15 protein-coding genes are annotated in these 19,568 nt (G+C 57.3%); 8 read left to right on the top strand and 7 right to left on the bottom strand.

Annotated elements, in window-relative coordinates:
- Positions 1-13: 13 nt before the first annotated feature.
- The gene (locus AC2FJB_RS07805; protein ID WP_496717813.1) at positions 14-1,927 is read right to left on the bottom strand and encodes an ABC transporter substrate-binding protein; all 1,914 of its coding nucleotides are present in this window, start codon (positions 1,925-1,927) and stop codon (positions 14-16) included.
- Entirely contained in the window at positions 1,920-3,692 is a 1,773-nt protein-coding gene (locus tag AC2FJB_RS07800; protein WP_496717811.1) for an ABC transporter ATP-binding protein, read from the bottom strand. Before AC2FJB_RS07800 ends, AC2FJB_RS07805 begins: the two co-directional genes overlap by 8 nt.
- 233 nt (positions 3,693-3,925) lie before the next feature.
- On the opposite strand from AC2FJB_RS07800, the gene AC2FJB_RS07795 reads away from it, so the two are divergent.
- The 7 genes from AC2FJB_RS07795 (at position 3,926) to AC2FJB_RS07765 (ending at position 11,895) form a co-directional block, all read left to right on the top strand.
- Positions 3,926-4,423, top strand: a complete 498-nt coding sequence (locus tag AC2FJB_RS07795) for a class I SAM-dependent methyltransferase (protein ID WP_496717809.1) — start codon at positions 3,926-3,928, stop codon at positions 4,421-4,423.
- Between the two features lie 18 nt (positions 4,424-4,441).
- Positions 4,442-5,071, top strand: a complete 630-nt coding sequence (locus AC2FJB_RS07790; protein ID WP_496717808.1) for a glutathione S-transferase — start codon at positions 4,442-4,444, stop codon at positions 5,069-5,071.
- 110 nt (positions 5,072-5,181) lie between these two features.
- Positions 5,182-7,584, top strand: coding sequence for a GcvT family protein (locus AC2FJB_RS07785; protein ID WP_496717807.1), 2,403 nt, complete (start codon positions 5,182-5,184; stop codon positions 7,582-7,584).
- Positions 7,585-7,586: 2 nt separating this feature from the next.
- Positions 7,587-9,131 (top strand): trimethylamine methyltransferase family protein, encoded by a 1,545-nt coding sequence (locus tag AC2FJB_RS07780; RefSeq protein ID WP_496717806.1) that lies wholly within the window; start codon positions 7,587-7,589, stop codon positions 9,129-9,131.
- Positions 9,132-9,806, top strand: coding sequence for a TetR/AcrR family transcriptional regulator (locus AC2FJB_RS07775; protein WP_117869816.1), 675 nt, complete (start codon positions 9,132-9,134; stop codon positions 9,804-9,806). It abuts the gene before it with no gap.
- Positions 9,803-11,107, top strand: a complete 1,305-nt coding sequence (locus AC2FJB_RS07770; RefSeq protein ID WP_496717805.1) for an NAD(P)/FAD-dependent oxidoreductase — start codon at positions 9,803-9,805, stop codon at positions 11,105-11,107. The genes AC2FJB_RS07775 and AC2FJB_RS07770 overlap by 4 nt, the downstream gene beginning before the upstream one ends.
- Before the next feature lie 56 nt (positions 11,108-11,163).
- Positions 11,164-11,895 (top strand): hypothetical protein, encoded by a 732-nt coding sequence (locus AC2FJB_RS07765; RefSeq protein ID WP_299898431.1) that lies wholly within the window; start codon positions 11,164-11,166, stop codon positions 11,893-11,895.
- A 6-nt stretch (positions 11,896-11,901) separates the two neighbouring features.
- Here the strand turns inward: AC2FJB_RS07765 and AC2FJB_RS07760 are convergent, their stop codons facing one another.
- A complete protein-coding gene (locus AC2FJB_RS07760; RefSeq protein WP_117872835.1) occupies positions 11,902-12,264 on the bottom strand; it encodes a DUF3307 domain-containing protein in 363 nt (120 codons plus the stop codon).
- Between the two features lie 244 nt (positions 12,265-12,508).
- Here AC2FJB_RS07760 and AC2FJB_RS07755 point away from each other — a divergent pair, with 244 nt between their 5' ends.
- Entirely contained in the window at positions 12,509-15,505 is a 2,997-nt protein-coding gene (locus AC2FJB_RS07755) for a cyclic nucleotide-binding domain-containing protein (protein WP_496717832.1), read from the top strand.
- 3 nt (positions 15,506-15,508) lie between these two features.
- On the opposite strand, the gene AC2FJB_RS07750 is transcribed toward AC2FJB_RS07755, so the two are convergent.
- The 4 genes from AC2FJB_RS07750 to AC2FJB_RS07735 form a co-directional block, all read right to left on the bottom strand.
- Entirely contained in the window at positions 15,509-15,796 is a 288-nt protein-coding gene (locus tag AC2FJB_RS07750; RefSeq protein WP_496717803.1) for an ArsR/SmtB family transcription factor, read from the bottom strand.
- Positions 15,797-15,908: 112 nt separating this feature from the next.
- Complete coding sequence (locus AC2FJB_RS07745) at positions 15,909-17,141, bottom strand: mandelate racemase/muconate lactonizing enzyme family protein (protein ID WP_496717802.1); 1,233 nt, start codon at positions 17,139-17,141, stop codon at positions 15,909-15,911.
- Between the two features lie 19 nt (positions 17,142-17,160).
- Positions 17,161-18,255, bottom strand: coding sequence for a Zn-dependent alcohol dehydrogenase (locus AC2FJB_RS07740; protein WP_496717801.1), 1,095 nt, complete (start codon positions 18,253-18,255; stop codon positions 17,161-17,163).
- Between the two features lie 82 nt (positions 18,256-18,337).
- Entirely contained in the window at positions 18,338-19,537 is a 1,200-nt protein-coding gene (locus AC2FJB_RS07735; protein ID WP_299898438.1) for a TCR/Tet family MFS transporter, read from the bottom strand.
- Positions 19,538-19,568 lie beyond the last annotated feature (31 nt).

Below are 19,568 nucleotides of genomic sequence, written 5' to 3'. Positions count from 1 at the left end.
TAGCTGCTCCTGCTCAGTCGGCGAAAAAGAACTCGTCCGGGCGGTGAATGCCGAAATGTGCACCGGGTTCCCAAGCCCACATAGCCTGTTCCGGCACGTTGCGCAGGCGGTTTGACACGACAATAGGCTGAGGGGCTCCGTTCAGGATGCCAATGGCATAGAGTTGACCCGCGTGGATGCTAAGCATCTCGGTCCAGACGGCTTCACGTGCTTCATCGGTCGTGGAAATTTGCCATTCATGTGCCAACTCCATCAGGCGTTCGGCCTCTGGCATGTCGGGGGCCTCACCCGCTTCGCCACCGGTCTGATAGTACTGCCCCCATTTTGGCCAGGCCAGGAATACCTGATCTGTCGGGGCCAGATACGCTGGCGATGTATGTGCCTGCGGGATGCCGTCATCCCAGCCGAACCAGACTGATGCCATCGAGTTTCCTGCGAAAACCCGGTTGCGCAGGATGTCCCGGTCCAGCGGGCGCATGACCAGTTTGACCCCAATTTCGCGCCAGGTGTCGGTTACGATCTGAAGGGCGTTTTCAACCTCTTGCCGCTCACCTGCGGTTTCGATCACCAGCTCCATCGGGCGGCCGTCCGGCAACAGGCGGACGCCGTTCTTGTCGCGCTGATCCAGACCGGCCTCATCCAAAAGCGCATTGGCCTGATCGATATCGTATTGCGCCCATGCCGCGGCATTCTCTTCATTGTAAAATGGCGAGGCGGGAAGAACTGACATCGCAGCAGGATGTGCGAGTTTAAAGTAGAGGGCCTGATTGATAGATTGCCGGTCGATGGCCAGCGACAAGGCCCGCCGCACGCGAACGTCCCGCAATACATTGCGCCAGACGTCATCGGCGAAGTTGAGGTTCGGATAGATCGCGATCTGCGAGGCTACGCCAGTTTTCCACAACAGCGTTTTATATCCGCCCTGTGCTTCGCCTTTCTTCAGGATCGACGCGTCTCGGAAGGCAAGACCACGGCCTTGCAGATCGCTTTCACCGGCGTTGGTCTTGGCGGCAACAAGACCGGACGCGACAATTTCCATTTCGACCACGTCAATATAGGGAAGTTGCACCCCTTTGCTGTCGATGCGGTGATAATATGGGTTGCGCACGAAGTTGTGGCGGATCTTCTTGCCCGAACTGGCGTTCAACCAAGGTTGCAACGTGGGAAGCTCATGGTTGTCGAACTTGTAAAGGTTATCCAGCTTATTGTGCAGCGCTGCCCAGCTTTTGACCCGGGCATCTTCAACCTGAAAGGCAAGCTCTTCTGCGTCCGCGTATTTCTCATGATACTGTTTCAGAAAGGCGGACGGTCGATAAATAAAGGGCGGGCGCGCCTGTGCCAAAGACTGCAGGAAGTCCGGATTGGGGTCGTTCCATTCGAAGATCACAGTGGTTTCATCAGGAAACGTGACCGTGGGGGCTTTGCCTTCGACGATCAGAAAATCGGGTGGGCCTGACGGGCTGAGCAACTCGTTATTGGCGACGTCTTCCCACCAATAGCGGAAGTCTTCCGAGGTAAAAGGTGAGCCGTCCGACCACTTGTGCCCTTCGCGGAGTTTCAGGGTGAACTTGCGATTGCCCTCGTTTTCAAACGAGGCCAGCAGGTCGGGTACGATTTCATAGTCTTGGTTGTACCCGGCCAACCTTGCATACCCATAGACAACCATCTGTCTTATATCTTTGGATCGCGTGACCATGGTACGCAGAGTGCCGCCCGGCGTTCCGAATTCTCTTCCTTTTGCGGTCAGATCCACAATCAAGGGGTCCTTGGGTAAACGTTCCTGCACCGGCGGAAGATTGCCGCTTTCAACCTCGGCGCTCCAGAAGGCGCTTTCCTGAGGTGTCGGGATGGCTTCTGCTGCGGCGGGCAGCGTCCCTGAAAAAGCCAGCATAACAGCCAGCATCAGAGGGCGAGTGGTCTTAAACATGGCAACGTACCTTATGGCCCGGTTCCAATTCCACCAGTGAAGGTATCACGGTGTCCGAGAAACGAAAGGCTTCATCCCAACTGTCCGGCGCGCCGGCGCCCAGAGAGACCAATTGAAGGTCAATCGGTCGATTGATGTCGGGTTCGGGTTGAGCGGCAATCAGCGCCTTGGTGTATGGATGGCGCGGATTGTAGAAAAGAGTTTCAGGCGGTGCCTGTTCGACGATCAGACCCCGTCGCATGACAGCAACTTCGTCAGCGATCCGTGCGACAACGGCCAGATCATGTGAGATGAACAGGTAGGACAGGTTCAGGCTGTCTTGCAGGTTTTCCAGCAAGGTCAGGATTTGTTCCTGAACAGATACATCCAATGCCGAGGTGGGCTCGTCGCACACGATCAATTGTGGGTCCAGCATCATGGCGCGGGCCACGGAAAGGCGCTGTCGCTGCCCGCCGGAAAACGCGTGTGGGTAGCGTTTGAGCATATCACCCGTCAGGCCGACGCGCTGCAACATCTCGGCGGCTTTGTCGCGCTGTTCGGCTGTTGTGCCGATGCGGTGGATTTCCAGCGGTTCGGTCATGGCGTCCTGTATACGCATCCGGGGGCTGAGCGAACTGTAAGGGTCCTGAAATACCATCTGTGCCTTGCGCTGAAACGCTGTGCGCTGGGCTCGGGTCATATTGTGCACCGTGATCGGGTCGGCATCGGGGGCACTACGAAACAGGACTTCACCACCAGGGTCGGGCAATTCAGCCCCCAACGCGATGCGGGCCGCCGTTGTCTTTCCCGATCCGCTTTCACCGACAATTGCCAAAGTCTTGCCGCGCGCCAGATTCAGGTCGACACCGCGGCAGGCATAGATTGCCTTATCGGACTGCCATCCTTTGCTAGACCGCATGGTGTAGGTCTTGGACACATCCTTCATCTGAAGGATCAGATCCGTGTCGGGCATCGGTATACCCACCGCATCCTGATCCGGTATTTCCGGGGCCGCATCAAAAAGCTGCTTTGTATATGGGTGTGCGGGCGCAGTCAGGATCGGTGCGGCGGGGCCAGCCTCCATGACGCGACCTTTGTGCATCACGACGACCTGCTCGGCCATATTGGCAACTACGCCCAGATCGTGAGTCACCAGAATGAGCGCCATGCCGGTTTCGCGCTGCAATTCCTTGATCAGGCCAAGAACCTGCGCCTGGGTGGTCACGTCCAGAGCAGTGGTTGGCTCATCCGCGATCAGCAATTCCGGTTTGGACACCATGGCCATGGCGATCATGGCACGTTGGCGCATGCCACCTGACAACTCGAAAGGGTACGAGTCATAGGCCCGTTGCGGATCTGGGAAACCGACGCGTTCGAACTGCGTCAGGACCTTCTTGCGTGCCGCGGACTCGGACAGCCCGCGATGCAACCACAAAACCTCGCTGACCTGATTGCCGATCTTGTGTAGCGGGGACAGTGATCGCATGGGCTCTTGAAAGATCATCGAAACCCGATTGCCGCGGATGTTGCGCAACTCACGCTCAGACACTGTCGTGAGTTCGCACATGCCCTTGGAATCGTTCAGTGTAATCGTGCCGTTTCGGATCTGCGCCGAACGGGGCAGAATGCGTAAGGCTGCGCGGCACGTGATCGTTTTCCCCGATCCCGATTCACCGACCAAGGCCAGGGTTTGTCCGGCTTCGACATCGAAGTTCACATTCGTGACCACGGAATTGCCCGTCCCAAAGCCGATGCTAAGGTCTCTTACGGACAACAACGCGCTCATGCGGGTTTTCCACCCGTTTGACCGTTCGATGACATCGGTTACTTCAACTCCCCGTGATTTTTCGTTCAGTGTCGCGCGGTTCCGCCCGTCTAGTCAAACCCGTTCTTGGGCCGAAATGTCGCGAAATCGTGAAACTAAGGGCTTCAACGCTACACAAAGTCTTGAGATTTTGTCATCAAGGGCGGTGTTGGGCGCATTTATGCTCTCGAGTTGTATCAAGGAGATATTTTCCGGTGTCCGAGAATCAAAGCCGTCTGGATCTGTTCATCGATCGCATGGTGTCACAGCGTGCTTGTCTGGATCACGCAATCAAACACACTGAAGGCATGACAGGTCCGGTGTTCGAATTGGGTTTGGGCAACGGGCGTACATATCACCATCTTGTGCAGCACATGGATGGCCGCCCGGTCTATGTGTTCGAACGCATGGTGGCCTCGCACCCTGACTCTACCCCGCCCGAAGATCGCGTGATTCTGGGCGATGTGCGGGACACCCTGCCTGCATCGGTTGAACGGTTCGGCGCTTCAGCCAGCCTGATCCACGCGGATCTTGGCGGGCACAATCGCGAAAAGAACGACAAGTTTGCGCGGTTTGTATCTCCTCTCATCGAGCCTTTGCTTGCTCCGGGCGGGTTGATGGTCTCAAGTGATCGGATGTATTTCGAAGGGCTGACCGAGATGCCATTGCCCGAAGGTGCCGTTGAAGGACGCTGTTTCATCTATCGCCGCTGACCGAAAAGGGGTAATGCCATGATTTTTTACGACTGCTCTACTGCTCCGAGCCCTCGCCGCGCGCGCATGTTCATTGCCGAAAAAGGGTTGGATATCGAAACACGTGATATATCGATTGCGAATGGCGAACAATTGAGCGCAACTTTTCGCGCTGTGAACCCACGGGCCACGATCCCAGTTCTGGTAACGGATGACCGAACCGCTCTGACAGAAAACCTGGGCATTGCGGCTTTTCTGGAAGCACAGTTTCCCGAACCGCCTTTGATGGGCCGAACCCCCGAGGAAAAAGGTCTGGTCCTGATGTGGAACGCGATTGTCGAACAGCAGGGAGGGGCGCCGATTGCCGAGGCTTTGCGCAACGGTCATCCGGCCTTCAAGGATCGCGCCATTCCGGGCCCCTACAACCAAGCGCAGATACCCGAACTTGCGCAGCGCGGGCGCGAGCGTGTGTCATCATTCTTTGAAATGCTGGAGTCACGTCTGAAGGAAAGCCCGTTTGTGGCCGGTGACGTATTTTCTTTAGCGGATATCTCGGCTTTCGTTTTTGTCGATTTCGCCCGTGTCATCAAGATGCGTATCCCGGAAGACAACGCTGCCACCCTGGCGTGGTTTCAGGCTATCCAATCTCGTCCAAGCGCAAGCCTGTAAACTTGCCAAGCCGTGCCGGGTTTCGCCGTGATCAGCACTGTACAGAAATGTCTAGACAGAAGTGAACAGTGCCACTAGCGTCTCCTTAGGTTTTGTTCAGGGAGGTCGGGATGAAGTCCCAATATCGCGTAGTGGTCATCGGAGGAGGCGTTGTAGGGGCGTCGGTTCTGTATCATCTGGCCAAGTTCGGCTGGTCGGATGTCGTCATGCTGGAGCGGCGGCGGTTGGCGTCTGGTTCGTCGTGGCACGCGGCGGGTGGCATCCATGCTTTGAACGCTGATCCGAACATGGCGTCTTTGCAGGCCTATACCATTGATCTGCTCAGCGAGATCGAAAAGGAATCGGGCCAGAATATCGGCCTGCACATGACCGGTGGTCTCACGCTCGCCGGAACCCCCGAACGGTGGGAGTGGTTACAGGCCAACTACCGCATCTTCCAGTCCATCGGCATCGACGATTGCGAATTGTTGAGCCCGGAAGAGGCGCAGAAGCGTTGCCCGATCATGTCCACGGATGGTGTTCTGGGTGCGATGTGGGCAGATCGTGAGGGCTATATCGATACAACCGGCACCGTTCAGGCTTACGCGACCGCGGCCAGAAAAAGAGGTGCGGAATACTACGAGGAAACCAAGGTTGAGGAACTGATCCAGACGGCGGATGGCTGGCAGGTGGTGACCGACAGGGGCACGATCACCTGCGAACATGTGGTCAACGCCGCCGGTCTGTGGGCCAAACAGGTGGGACGCATGGCGGGGGTCGAGCTGCCGGTTTCTCCGCTGAAACACCACTATCTGATCACCGACACGGTGCCCGAGGTTGCGGCGGCCGATTTCGAGATGCCGATGACCGTGGATCTGGAGGGCTTCACCTATATGCGGCAGGATCAAAAGGGTGTTCTGGTCGGCATCTACGAGGTCGATCACGAGCACTGGGCCATGGACGGTGCACCCTGGAATTATGGCGAAGAACTGTTTCAGGAGCAGCTGGACCGTATCGAAAACGAGCTGATGCTGGGGTTCGAACGCTATCCAGCGATCCAGAAGGTCGGTATCAAGACATGGGTGAACGGCGCGTTTACCTTCTCGCCAGACGGAAACCCGCTGGTCGGCCCGGTGCCAGGCAAGCGCGGCTATTGGACCGCCTGTGCGGTGATGGCCGGGTTCCTACAAGGCGGCGGTGTCGGTAAGACGCTGGCCGAATGGATGATCCATGGCGAGCCTGAGGCAGATGCCTGGCCAATGGATGTGGCACGGTACGGCGATTTTGCACAGAACAAGCGCTATATCCGCGAAACTACCGGCCAGTTCTATTCCCGCCGCTTCGTGATGACCTATCCGAACGAGCAACTGCCCGCAGGGCGGCCGCTGAAAATGGCCCCGGCGCATGACGCGATGACCGAGGCAGGGTGCAAATGGGGCGTGAGCTGGGATCTTGAAGTGCCGCTTTATTTCGCGCCGAAAGGGTTCGAGGAAACGCCAACTCTCAAGCGTTCGAACGCGCATGACATTGTGGCCGAGGAATGCAAAGTGATCCGCGAAGGTGCGGGCTTGCTGGATATTTCGGGCTTTTCGCGGTTCGAGGTTTCCGGTCCGAACGCGGAAGCCTGGCTCGACAATGTCATGGCGTCGAAACTGCCCGGCCCGGGCCGCGCCAAGCTTGCCCCGATGCTGGGTGAAGACGGGCGCCTGAAGGGCGATCTGACCGTGCTCAACTGGGGCGACGGGACCTTGTGGATCATGGGCAGTTACTATCTGCGGGCCTGGCATATGCGCTGGTTCGACGATCACGTGACGGATTGGGTCAATATCCGTGATTTGGGCGAGGAATACTGTGGCTTTGCCGTGGTCGGGCCGAAGTCACAGGCGGTTGTCGAAAAACTGGCGGAACAGGATATCTCGGGCTTGAAATTCATGGGCTGCGGCGATTTCGATATCGGCCTCGTGCGCGCCCGGGTGGCCCGCATGTCGGTGACCGGAGAAAAAGGGTACGAGATCAACTGTCGCTATGGCGACCACATCAAGCTGCGCCGCATCTTGCTGGAAGCGGGGGCCGAGGAAGGTATCCGCGAATGCGGCTTCAACGCGATGCTGTCAACACGGCTTGAGAAGAGCTTTGGCATCTGGTCGGCGGAATTCACGCAAGCCTATACACCGGGTATGACCGGAATGGATCGCTGGATCGACTGGGACAAAGACTTTGTTGGAAAGGCGGGCGCGCTTGCCGAACGCGACGGCAACGGCCCCGCGCAAGTTCAAGCGACACTGGAAATTGATGCTCTGGACGCAGATGCCAGTGGATACGAACCGGTCTGGGCTAATGGAGAGCGCGTTGGTTTCGTAACCTCGGGCGGTTACGGGCATTATGTTGGCAAGTCCTTGGCGATGGCGTTGATCGATCGGGACAAAGCCGAACCGGGCACGGAACTGTCCGTCCACGTGGTGGGGGTTGAACGTCCGGCGCGCGTGATTGCGCCGTCGCCTTATGATCCTCAGGGCAAAGCGATGCGAGGCTGATCATGACTGCTCCGGAGCGAGGACGCCGACGGCGTGGGCGGGGGACTGAAGCCGCCCCGCAGCCCAGCCGCGATGTGAACTATCGCCACCTCAGGAATCCTTTTCCATTGATGGAAGTGTTCCCGGTCGACCAAATCGCAGACATGCATGACACCGCGTTGCGGACACTGGAGGAGTTGGGGGTAAAGACCCTGCTTCCCGAGGCGCGGAAACTGTTCAAACAGGGCGGCGCGCGGGTGGATGAAGACAGTGAGATGGTTTTTATCGGACGCGAGATCGTCGAGACCGCTGCCGCCTCAGCGCCCAAATCCATTGCCTGTCGCGCCGGTGCCCGGCGTCGCGATTTCACTCTGGAATTGGGCTCGTTGGTATTCCAGCCCGGAGCCGGTGCCCCGAATGCCACCGATCTTGAACGCGGTCGGCGCCCTGCGACGGGTCAGGATTATCTGGAATTTCTGAAGCTCACGCATCATTTCGACGTGTTTCAGATGATCTCGCCTCAGGTTGAGCCTCAGGATGTGCCGACCCATCTGCGTCACTACTTCACGACCCGGGCGCAGATGGAACTGACGGACAAGTTTCCGTTCTTCTTTTCGCGTGGAACCCCGCAGGTGATGGACTGCTTTGAGATGCTGACTACAGCACGCGGTCTTTCGGATGATGCGTTCCGGGGCCATGCGCATTGCTATACGATCATCAACACCAACAGCCCGCGCACGTTGGATATCCCCATGGCGCAAGGTCTGATCGACTTCGCCCGCCACGGCCAGATGTCGATCATCACACCCTTTACCCTGATGGGCGCGATGGCACCGATCACTGTGGCCGGGGCGATCACCTTGTCTCATGCCGAGGCCCTTGCCGCGCTGACTTTGACCCAACTTGCCAATCCTGGTGCTCCGGTCTGTTATGGCACGTTCACCAGTAATGTTGACATGAAGTCCGGTGCGCCCGCCTTTGGGACGCCGTCGCACTTTCAGGCATCGCTGGCTGCGGGCCAACTGGCGCGGCATCTTGGATTGCCCTGGCGGTCGGCTGCCGGATCGGCGTCAAACATCAACGATGTACAGGCCGCAAACGAGAACCAGTTTGGGCTTTGGGGATGCCTTATGGCCGGCGCAACGGTGATCATCCACGCCGCAGGCTGGTTGGAAGGCGGGTTGACGGTTTCCTTCGAAAAGCTGGTCTGCGATGCGGAAGTGCTGAACATGGTCGCCGAACTCTGTGCGGGCGCGCAGGCGGGGCCGTCCGAGATTGGTTTTGAAACTGCATTGAACGAGGTTGAACCCAGTGGTCACTTCTTTGCATCAAGCCAGACGATGGAGCGCTACAACACTGAATTTTATCAACCGCATGTCCATGACTACGCCAATTTCGGCACTTGGGCCGAGCGTGGTTCGGTGGACGCAAGTCATCGGGCGACGGACGTTTGGAAGGGCATTCTGAATGACTTCCAGGCGCCCGCTGTCGACAATGATCGGATAGGCGATTTACATGACTTCATTGCCCGTCGTACCGCCGAGGGCGGTGCACCTCCGGAGAGTTGAATGAATACGAAACCTATCCTTCATCGTGATGACCCTGAGGCCGAACCCTTGGTCGGCAACATCAAGGTCACGCGTGACGACTGGCTGAACGTGGCGATGGATGTGCTGGTTTCGGACGGGGTGGACCAGATCAAGGTTCTGAACCTGGCCGAACGGATGGCGGTATCCCGATCGTCTTTCTATTGGTACTTCAAATCCCGACAGGAGTTGCTGGATGCATTGCTGGCCCGCTGGCAGGCGACCAACACGGCCGCTTTGATCGCGCAGGCCGAAGCCCCGGCCAAGACGATCACGGCGGCCGTCTGCAACGTGCATCGTTGCGTGGTTAATACCCAGTTGTTCGACACCGCGCTGGATTTTGCCGTACGTGATTGGGCGCGCAAGTCGGGCAAGGTACGACGTACGCTGGACCAGTCGGACGCCCGCAGGCTGGAAGCGCTGCACGCCATGTTCGCCCGCTACGGATATTCCGAGATCGAAGCCGAAACCCGGGCACGCGTGCTGTATTACATGCAGATTGGTTATGATCTGGCGCAATTGAACGAACCCATCGAGATGCGGCTTTCGATGGTGCCGCATTACCTCTACGCCTTTACCGGTGTCGAGCCGAAGCCTGAAGAAGTTGAAGAATTCAGCGCATACTCCCTGCGCTTTTGGAAAGGAAACCAGACATGAGCCAACCAGACGCAATCATCATCGGTACTGGCGTGATCGGCGCGGCCATTGCGTTCGAGATGTCCAAAGCGGGATGGAAAACCCTGTCATTGGATCGGAATTCTCAGGTCGGGCACGGTTCTACGGCCGGGTCCTGTGCGATTGTCCGGATGCATTATTCCACTTTCGATGGAACCGCGTTTGCCTGGGAAGGATACCACTACTGGCGCGACTGGGCTGAGTATCTTGGCTTGCCGGAGGACGCGAACCTTGCGCAGTTCCGCGAAACCGGTTGCCTGGTCATGAAGACCGAAGCGAACGGGATGCTGGAAAAGCACATACGCAATTCGTCCGATTTGGATTGCCCGTTTGAGGAATGGTCAGGTGAGAAAGTGGTTGAACGCTTGCCGGTTTATTCGCTGGACAGCTTTGCGCCGGCGCGGCGCATGGATGATCCGGAATTCGGCCAGCCCAACGGGCGCAAGATGTCGGGCGGTGTGTACTGGCCTCAGGCGGGATATGTCACAGACCCTGCCTTGTCGGCGCAGAACCTGATGGATGCTGCGAAACAGCACGGGGCCGAGCTGCGTACCGGTGCTGAAGTCACGGAAATCCTGACCGAGGACGGGCGTGTTTCCGGTGTCAAGCTGGCTTCGGGCGAGGAAATCCACGCCAAAGTCGTTGTCAACGTTGCGGGACCGGGTTCGGCCTTCATCAACGGGATGGCCGGTGTTCTGGACGATATGACCATCAAAACCCGGCCCTTGCGGCAGGAAGTCGTGCATGTTCCCGCCCCGGAAGGGTTCGACTTTGAAAATGACGGAACCATCGTCTCGGACAGCGACATTGCCTGTTATTGCCGCCCGGAACACGGCAATCACATCCTTGTTGGATCGGAAGACCCGGAGTGTGATCCGCATCAGTGGTGCGAGGACGATGTGAACTACAATCGGGAATTCACCGACCAATGGACCACACAGGCGATGCGGTACGCGCAGCGTGTGCCCAGCCTTGGCATTCCTTCAAAGACGCGCGGTGTGGTTGACCTATATGATGCTTCGACCGACTGGATTCCGATCTATGACAAATCCAGCCTGCCGGGGTTTTACATGGCCTGTGGTTCCAGCGGAAACCAGTACAAGAACGCGCCGATTGCGGGCAAGATGATGGCAGCGCTGATCGACTACTGCGAAAGTGGCGCGGATCACGACGCGAACCCGTTGCAGTTCGAATTGCCATACATCAAGCGGACAATCGACGTGGGTTTCTACTCACGCAAACGCCCGATCAATGAAGAAAGCAGTTTCTCGGTTCTGGGCTAGCCGCGTTACGCAAAAGGTCTATGTCGTGTGGGGCTGTCAACAAGCGTGGCCCCACTATGACCGACCCAAAGACCACCGTATTGATCCTTGGTAGTGCCCCTTCGGCGCTGGCGGCGCGGACATGGTCGCGCGTGCCATTCACATATGTCGTTGCCATCAACAACGCGTGGCGCATCCGAGACGACTGGGATTACCTGATCCATCCTGAAGATTTTCCGGCAGAGCGCCGCCCTGCGGTCGTCCTCGGTACTCAACACATAGTCACTGCCGACGAATACGTCCCCAGACAGAATCACTATGGTGGGTTCGTCTACGCTGGCGGAACGATGGCTTTCACGGCTGGATATTGGGCTTTGTCAGCTCTGGAACCGGATGTACTGGCGTTTTTTGGCTGCGACATGATGTATTCAGGTTCGGGGCGAACGCATTTTTATGGAAACGGCACTGCAGACCCGTTGCGAAAGGATGTGACACTGCGCTCGCTTGAAGCGAAATCCGCACGGCTGGGGCTTTTCGCGGGCGCTCAGGGGTGCAGAACCGTGCGGTTGTCCAATGGGCCGAGTCGGCTGGTTTTCCCGTCAGCCAGGATATCCGACCTGACTGCAGCACCGCTTCCCGCTGTTAGTGCCATGCAAAAAGCAAGGCGTTTTGAAAACGACCTTGGATACTATGTTGCCTCGGGTCGGTATTGGGAAGTTGAGCACCGGTTCGACCCTGATGAGATTGATGTGCTGGATCGGATGTGGCTGTCGGCCTATCGGCTTGGTGTATTGGACCATGCAGCCTAGCACGGATCAGGCGGCGGCGAAGGTGACCCACGCCCAAACCATCGCCAAATAAGTCAGGTTGTGCATCAACTGATCTAAACCTGCCGCTCGCCAAAAAGCGGCTTGCGTTGGCTCAAGCCGCTTTTTGTCTGAATAGCTGGCTTTGATGTAATCGATATTGAAATGGATGAACCACTCCAGCGCCGCGATGATCAGAATGAAAAGCAGCGGTGCGCCGAATACCAAAAAAACGACGACAGAACCCACAACATGCACAGCGGCATGTTGCGCGCGTCCCAAATGAAAATACTCACCCCGGCCGGAGAGCATCTTCGGTGTCTGGAGGTAGTAGTCAGCGAACATATGCTTGATCAGCAAAAGACAAAGCATAAGAAACACTGCGCCAAAACTGGCTGCCAAAAGAACCCTCCCGATATCGTTCTCAGTCCAACATTAGGCAATAAAACGGGCTCGCGTAAATGAACTAGTTCACATTGCATCAAGAAATTTTCCAAAAGGAAAAAATTTGCTTATCCTATCTGGATGACATTTGATTCATGCTGTTGAAATTGCATGCATTACGTTCAATCCGCGTCGTCGGTCAGCAGCAGGGGCAGGTTCCATAGAACGCACAATATTCCGCTTTATCTGGAAATACTCCAAGCGCGAACAGCTGATCCTGCTGGCTGTGACGGCGACGTTGTTTCCGTTGCTGTACCTCACTCTTGAGTTGCCAAAACGAATAATCAATGACGCGATCGGGTCGTCCACCTCCGAGGTGACAGTCTGGGGCTATTCTATGTCGCAGACCAATTTTCTGATTATTCTGTGCTTTGCCTTTCTGGCGGCAGTGCTGTGCCATGGCCTGATGAAAATGCGCATCAACACCATGAAAGGTGTGCTGAGTGAACGGATGCTGCGGCGCTTTCGCTATCAGTTGATCAATCGGGCGCTGCGCTTTCCTCAACCCTATTTCGAGCGAGTCAGCCAGGGCGAGATGGTGTCAATGATCACCGCCGAAAGCGAGCCGATGGGCGGCTTGATGGGCGATGCGATCAGTCAACCGGTTCTGCAGGCCGGGCAAATGATCACCATACTTTCCTTCCTGTTCCTGCAAAGCGTCTGGTTTGGGCTTGCCGCTGTGGCCCTCATTCCGTTGCAGGCCTGGTTGATCCCCAAACTACAGCGCCAGATCAACCTGCTGAACAAAAAACGCATTCAGGAGGTTCGCGTTCTCGCCGCGCAGATCGGCGAGAACGCGGTGGGCGCGTCCACCCTGCGGACCAATGGCGGTTGGCGTTATCGGCGGTCGATGATCTCTGAGCAATTGGGTCGCCTGTTCGGCATCCGTTTCCAGATCTATCAAAAGAAGTTCTTCATGAAGTTCCTGAATAACTTCATCTCGCAACTTACACCATTCATGTTCTACCTGATTGGCGGTCTGTTGGTGCTTCAGGGTTCGGTTTCGCTGGGGGCGCTGGTTGCCGCATTGGCTGCGTACAAGGATCTTAGCTCACCATGGAAAGAGCTGCTGACCTACTACAACCAGACCCAGGACATGTCGCTGCGCTGGGACGTGGTCATTGACCGGTTTGCTCCGGCCGGAATGCTCGATGAAACCTTGTTTGAAGGTGAACCTGCCGAGTGGCCACACCTGAACGGCAAAATTGTTTTGGATCATGTTTCGGTGCGGGACATGGATGGCAATCAGGTGCTTGATGATTTGGACCTCAGTTTTCCTGCCGGGAAGACAATTGGTATCGCCGCACCCAGTGAAGAAGATCGACGCGCCATTGGCGAATTGCTGACACGGGAAATACGGCCCAGTGCCGGTCAGGTGCGGATCGGGGATATGAAACTGGCTGAGTTGCATCAGGCAGTTGTCGCCGTACGTATCGGGTATGTCACATCGCGCCCAGTCATGTTTCAGGGTACGTTGGGCGACAACGTGATGATGCCGATGCGGTTCAAACCGCTGACTGCCTCCACGGACGATCCGGATTTTCTCGAATCCCTGAGGGCGGGGAACAGTGCCGACCCGTTCAGGGCGGAATGGCTTGATCCATCTCTGGCCGGCTTTCAGGACGCCGCAGAATTGCGTGCCTGGTGGTTGCAGTTGATTGATGGAATGGGGTTTGGCGCAGCGCTGTTCCAACGGGGCGCGGAACAATGTTTTGATGCGGCCGAGCATTGTGAACTGGCAAAGAAACTGATCGAGTTGCGCCCGCTTGTGCAGCAAGCCGTTCGTGAAGCGGGACTGGAACAACAGGCACTTGTCTTTGACCGGAACGCGTATAACGCGGCCCTGCCTGTGGCTGAAAACCTGCTTTTCGCAACGCCACGTGTTCCTGTGACACAAGCTTTGCTTGCGCAACAGAAGGTTTTTCTAGGACAGTTACGCGAATTGGGGCTGGACGAGACATTGATCGCGTTGACCCGCGATGTGATCGAAATGCTGCGCCAGATCTTCGGGATCGATGGAACGGACCACCCGTTGTTCCAAAAGCTCGGTCTTGACGCAAAGACCTATGAAGTCGCGGTGGATCTGGTGGACCAGACCCGCAAAGAAGGTTCGGACGGGCTGGATGACGAACAGTTGGCCAATATGCTGGCCGTCCCTTTTGTGATCTCTGCCGAACAGATCGGGCCTGCGTTCACGGATGAACTGAAGGATCGCATCCTCGAACTGCGGCACAGCCATTCCGAGAAACTGATGGAGCGTTTGAAGGACGTCTTCGTTCCACTGGATCCGGACGTCTTTGCGCCTGGATTGACGGTCATGGAAAATGCGCTGTTCGGGAAAGTCAGCCAAATTGGCGGGGCCCGTTCGGATGAAGCCCGCAAGCTGATTGTCGATGTGTTGGCGGAAAACGGCGCGCGCCCATTGGTTACTGAGTTGATTTATGATGTTCAGGTTGCTCTGGGCGGTCAGAATCTTCCGGCGGTGTTTGCCGAACCCTTGGCCTTTACACGTGCGGCGATCAAGAAACCTGATATTCTGATTCTGGAAAACGCGCTGGCCAGCTATGACATGAAAACGCAGGTGGCCGTCTTTAAACGGCTCCGTGAGCTGCTGCCGGAAACCACCGTTATCTATTTGAATGATCGGTTCGAAAACCCTGGTGCATTCGACATGTACGTGGAGATCATGCAAGGTCGTGTGGTCTCGGACGGAGGACCCGTGGAAGTGGAGGAAGACAGTGCAGCATCGGCAGATTTGACGCGGAAACTACGCGCCTTGGAACAAACCCCCTTGTTTTCGGGTCTGGATCGGCGGCAGCTGCGTCTGCTGGCCTTTGGTGCGCGCTGGTTTGATGCCGAGCCAGGGCAGGTGGTATTCTTGAAAGATGACCAGCCCACCGACGGCGCCTATGTGGTTTTGGAGGGCGAAGCAGGTCTTTACCTGCCACAAGAACAGGGGCCTGACCAATTGATCACCAAAGTCGGGCCCGGCGCTTTGGTCGGAGAGTTGGGCCTGATCAGAAAAGAACCACGTGCGCTAAGCATGGTGGCAGAAACCCCGCTTTCCTGTTTGCGGATCGGTGAAGAAGAATTCCTTGCCGTTGTGGAAAACGATGCAGCAACCGCGTTCAAGCTGTTGCAGGTTATTGCCGGATATGTGTCCAATTAGCGATCAGCAGTCCGCGTCGCAGAACAGATCGTAAAGCAGACGGATCACTTTTTCAGTGTTTCCGTCGCGCAATGAATAGTAGATCGTTTTGCCTTCCCGACGCGTCGAGACCAACTCTTCCTCGCGCAGGCGGGCCAGCATCTGGCTGACTGCGGCCTGCCGCAACTGAAGTAAATCTTCAAGCTGGCCGACGGATTTTTCACCACTACCAAGATGGCACAAGATCATCAGGCGCCCCTCATGCGCCAGTGTTTTAAGAAATGCAGCCGCGCGTGCTGCACTATCTTTCATGTCCGACGGAGCGTCTGTTAGGTGTGCCTGAGGTCCGGTTTCGTTTAGTGCCACTTTCTGACCGTTGTATCGTGATTTGTGATGGCAATATGCATCAAGGCCACTGGTATTGTCACCCCTCGGTTGCCGGAGCACCCCCCTGAAAAGCGTTGCCGTCAACGTAGTCGCATGGGTCCTCCTGCATTTGCAGATGCAACCCTTCTCCGTCATATGCGTGCGCGCGGGCCAGGTCTTCGTCGACATCGATCCCAAGGCCCGGAGCTGTCGGGGCGGCGACGAACCCATTCTCGATCCGGATCGAGCCCTTGATCAGTTGATCGTGGAACGGTGTTTCGATGGTTTCTAAAAGCAGCAGATTGGGAATGGAAGCGGCCAGATGGATGTTGGCGGCCCATTCGACCGGACCGGCATACAGATGCGGTGCCATCTGAGCGTTGAAGACCTCGGCCATGGCTGCGACTTTCTTCATCTCCCAGATTCCGCCTGCACGTCCCAGCGCCGGTTGCAGAATCTCGGCTGCTCCGGCACGCAGGACGGCTCCGAATTCTGCCTTCGTGGTCATCCGCTCTCCGGTAGCAATCGGTATGCGTACGTTGCGGGCGACGCGGGCCATATCTTCGATATTGTCAGGCGGTGTAGGTTCCTCGAACCAAAGGGGCTGATATGGTTCCAACGCCTGTCCCAGCCGAATAGCCCCGGCCGTGTTGAACTGGCCATGTGTGCCGAACAGAAGATCCGCCCTGTCCCCCACGGCCTCGCGGATCGCTTTGCAGAAGGCGACAGACATGGAAATGTCACTCATCGCGGGCATATGGCCGCCGCGGATCGTATAGGGACCGGCCGGGTCGAATTTCACGGCGGTGTAGCCGCGGCGCACCATTTCCGCCGCCGTTTCGCCCGCCTGTTCGGGAGAGGTCCAGAAATCGTTCAGGTTGTGCTGAGGCAGGGGATACAGGTAAGTATAGGCCCGAATCCGGTCATTCATCCTGCCACCCAGAAGCGCGTGGACCGGCCTGTCCCGGTCTTTGCCCAGAATATCCCAGCAGGCAATTTCCAACCCCGAGAACGCACCCATCACCGTCAGGTCCGGGCGCTGCGTAAAGCCGCTGGAGTAGGTGCGACGAAACATGAGCTCGATGTTCTCGGGGTTCTCGCCCAGCATATGTCGTTCGAACACGTCCTGAATGACATGACGCATCGCCTCGGGCCCCACGGACGAGGCATAGCATTCACCCCAGCCGGTGATGCCGGTATCAGTCGTCACTTTGACAAGTATCCAGTAGCGCCCTCCCCAGCCCGGAGCGGGCGGGGCGGTGACGATGATGTCGAGATCCTGCAGTTTCATCCCAAATCCTTTCGGTGGGTCAGGTCCTGTCGAACAGGATCACGTTTCGCTTGGCCGATCCGGTTTTGGTGTCTGCGATGGCCTCGTTGATCTGATCCAGTGACCAGCGGCCCGAGATCAGCTCATCCAGTTTCAGCCGTCCCTGTGCGTACAGGTCCACCATCCAGGGTATGTCACGCTGAATGACAACGTCGCCCATTTTCGACCCGACGACGCCCTGACCCAGGGCTGCCAATACAACGGGTTCATAGCTGGCCATGTCACCGGAATGTGGCATCCCGATCATGATTGCCTTACCGCCGCGCCCAAGATAGCGCGGGGCCTGATCATAAGCGGGAATCGCGCCGACGGTGATCAGAACGGCATCGGCACCGCGTCCACCCAGCGCCCTGTATGCGGCTTTCCATGGTTGATCCAAGCTGGCCAGGACGCCGTGGGTCGCGCCGAACTCTTTGGCGATCTCAAGCTTTTCTTCGGTCATGTCCACGGCCACGATCCGCCGCGCGCCTGCAATTCGCGCGCCTTGAATTGCGTTCAGGCCAACCCCGCCCGCCCCAATGACCACAACGTCCTGACCGGGGCGCACGCCTGCCGCATTCACCGCAGCACCAACCCCGGTGATCACGCCGCAGGATAGCAGGCTGGCCAGTTCCTTGGGCAGGTTTTCGGGGATTTTGACAATCTGGCGGTGGCTCACCAAGACCTTTTCGGCAAAGGCCCCGCATGCCATCGCCTGTTCGAGTGGGCCGCCGTCGCTCGTTTTCAATGGTCCTTTGACAGTATCGTACGGTGTTTCGCAAATTGTCGGTTGCCCGCCTGCACAGGCAGGGCAAGACCCGCAGGCGCGGATCAGAGTCACCACCACAGGGTCGCCGACTTTGAAATCTCCTGCCGCCTCTCCGACCGCGCTGATCACGCCTGCGGCTTCGTGCCCGTAAACGGCTGGCAGGAACCCTCCCCATGCTCCGTCAGCATATGAAATGTCCGAATGACAGATGGCTACAGCCTCCAGTGTCACCTCGAGCTCGCCCGTGCCGGGGGGCGCCAGATAGACTTCTTCGATCACCAATGGCTCGCCAAATGCCCGGCAAACTGCTGCTTTGATTTTTTGCATGTTTTCCCTCACTCCGGTTGGGTTTACGGTGGCGTGGGAAAAGGCGGCTCGCAAGGCAGAAACCGCCATTTGCGTGTCGTTGTTACGCTACGGCAGGCCGGGATCGCCTAAACAGAAGAAATCCTGCCAGCATCAACAAAAGTGCCAACAGAAAAGGGGCGCCGGGCAGGTAGAGCGGGGTGTCGGGTCGAATGAACTGTGCGAATACGCTGGTCATCACCAACGGTGAGATCACCATGGAAAGCGCATGCAACGCAGTCAGGACACCTTGCAATTCGCCTTGCTGCGAATCTGGTGTGGCCCTCGACATCATTGCCTGAAGGGCGGGCGTGATGACCGCCCCAATGGCGGTAATTGGGATGAGAAGCAATGCGATCAGGCCGTTGGTCAGAAAGGCCAGAATGGCAAAGCTTATGATTTCAAAAACCATGCCATAGATGATTGTACCCCGCTCGCCCAAAAGCCGGATGGCCGGGCGGATCAGGCCGCCTTGCACGACGGCCATTCCGATACCATAGACACCAAGAGACAGGCCGATCATTTGTGGTGACCAACCGAACCGCTCGGTTGTGAAGTAAGACCAGATGGCGGGATAGACGTAGATTGAAACCGAATACAGGAAATAGACCCACAGCATCGGCCGGATGCCCGGCAATGCTGCAATGGCGCGAAGCGAATTCACCGGATTTGCGCGCCGCAGGTTGAAATCACGCCGGTTCTCGGCGGTTACCGTTTCAGGCATCACGAAGTATCCGATGCAAAAGGTCAGCGCCGCCAACCCTGCCGCAGCCCAGAATGGCGCCCGGGTTCCGAATTCGCCAAGCAATCCGCCAATCACCGGACCCAGGACGAAACCTACGCCAAAAGCCGCGCCCAGAAGGCCGAAATTTGCGGCCTTGTCTTTTGGGTCGGACACATCCGCCATGAAAGCCGCGGCTGTCGAATGGGTGGCCGCCGTAATGCCTCCGATGATACGACCGGCCAGCAAAAGCCAGATGCTGCCCGCCACGGCCATGACGATGTAGTCCAAGGCCATGACGAACAAAGACACCAGCAATACGGTTCTGCGCCCATAAGCATCGGACAGGTTTCCCAGAATGGGCCCAAAGATGAATTGCATTGCCGCAAACGCTGTACTCAGGACACCGCCCCAGATTGCGGCATTGGCCAGGGTGCCGCCCTGAACCTCGACAATCAGTTGCGGCATGATCGGCATCACAAGACCAATGCCCATGGCATCGATCATGACGATGCTGAGGATGAAGAAAAACGGCAGACGCATGGGACCAGAACAAATGAGTTGTGTGCGGCAC

It is taken from the genome of Ruegeria sp. CDSC085, assembly GCF_059610465.1.
This window is presented reverse-complemented; position numbering and strand designations above follow the sequence as displayed.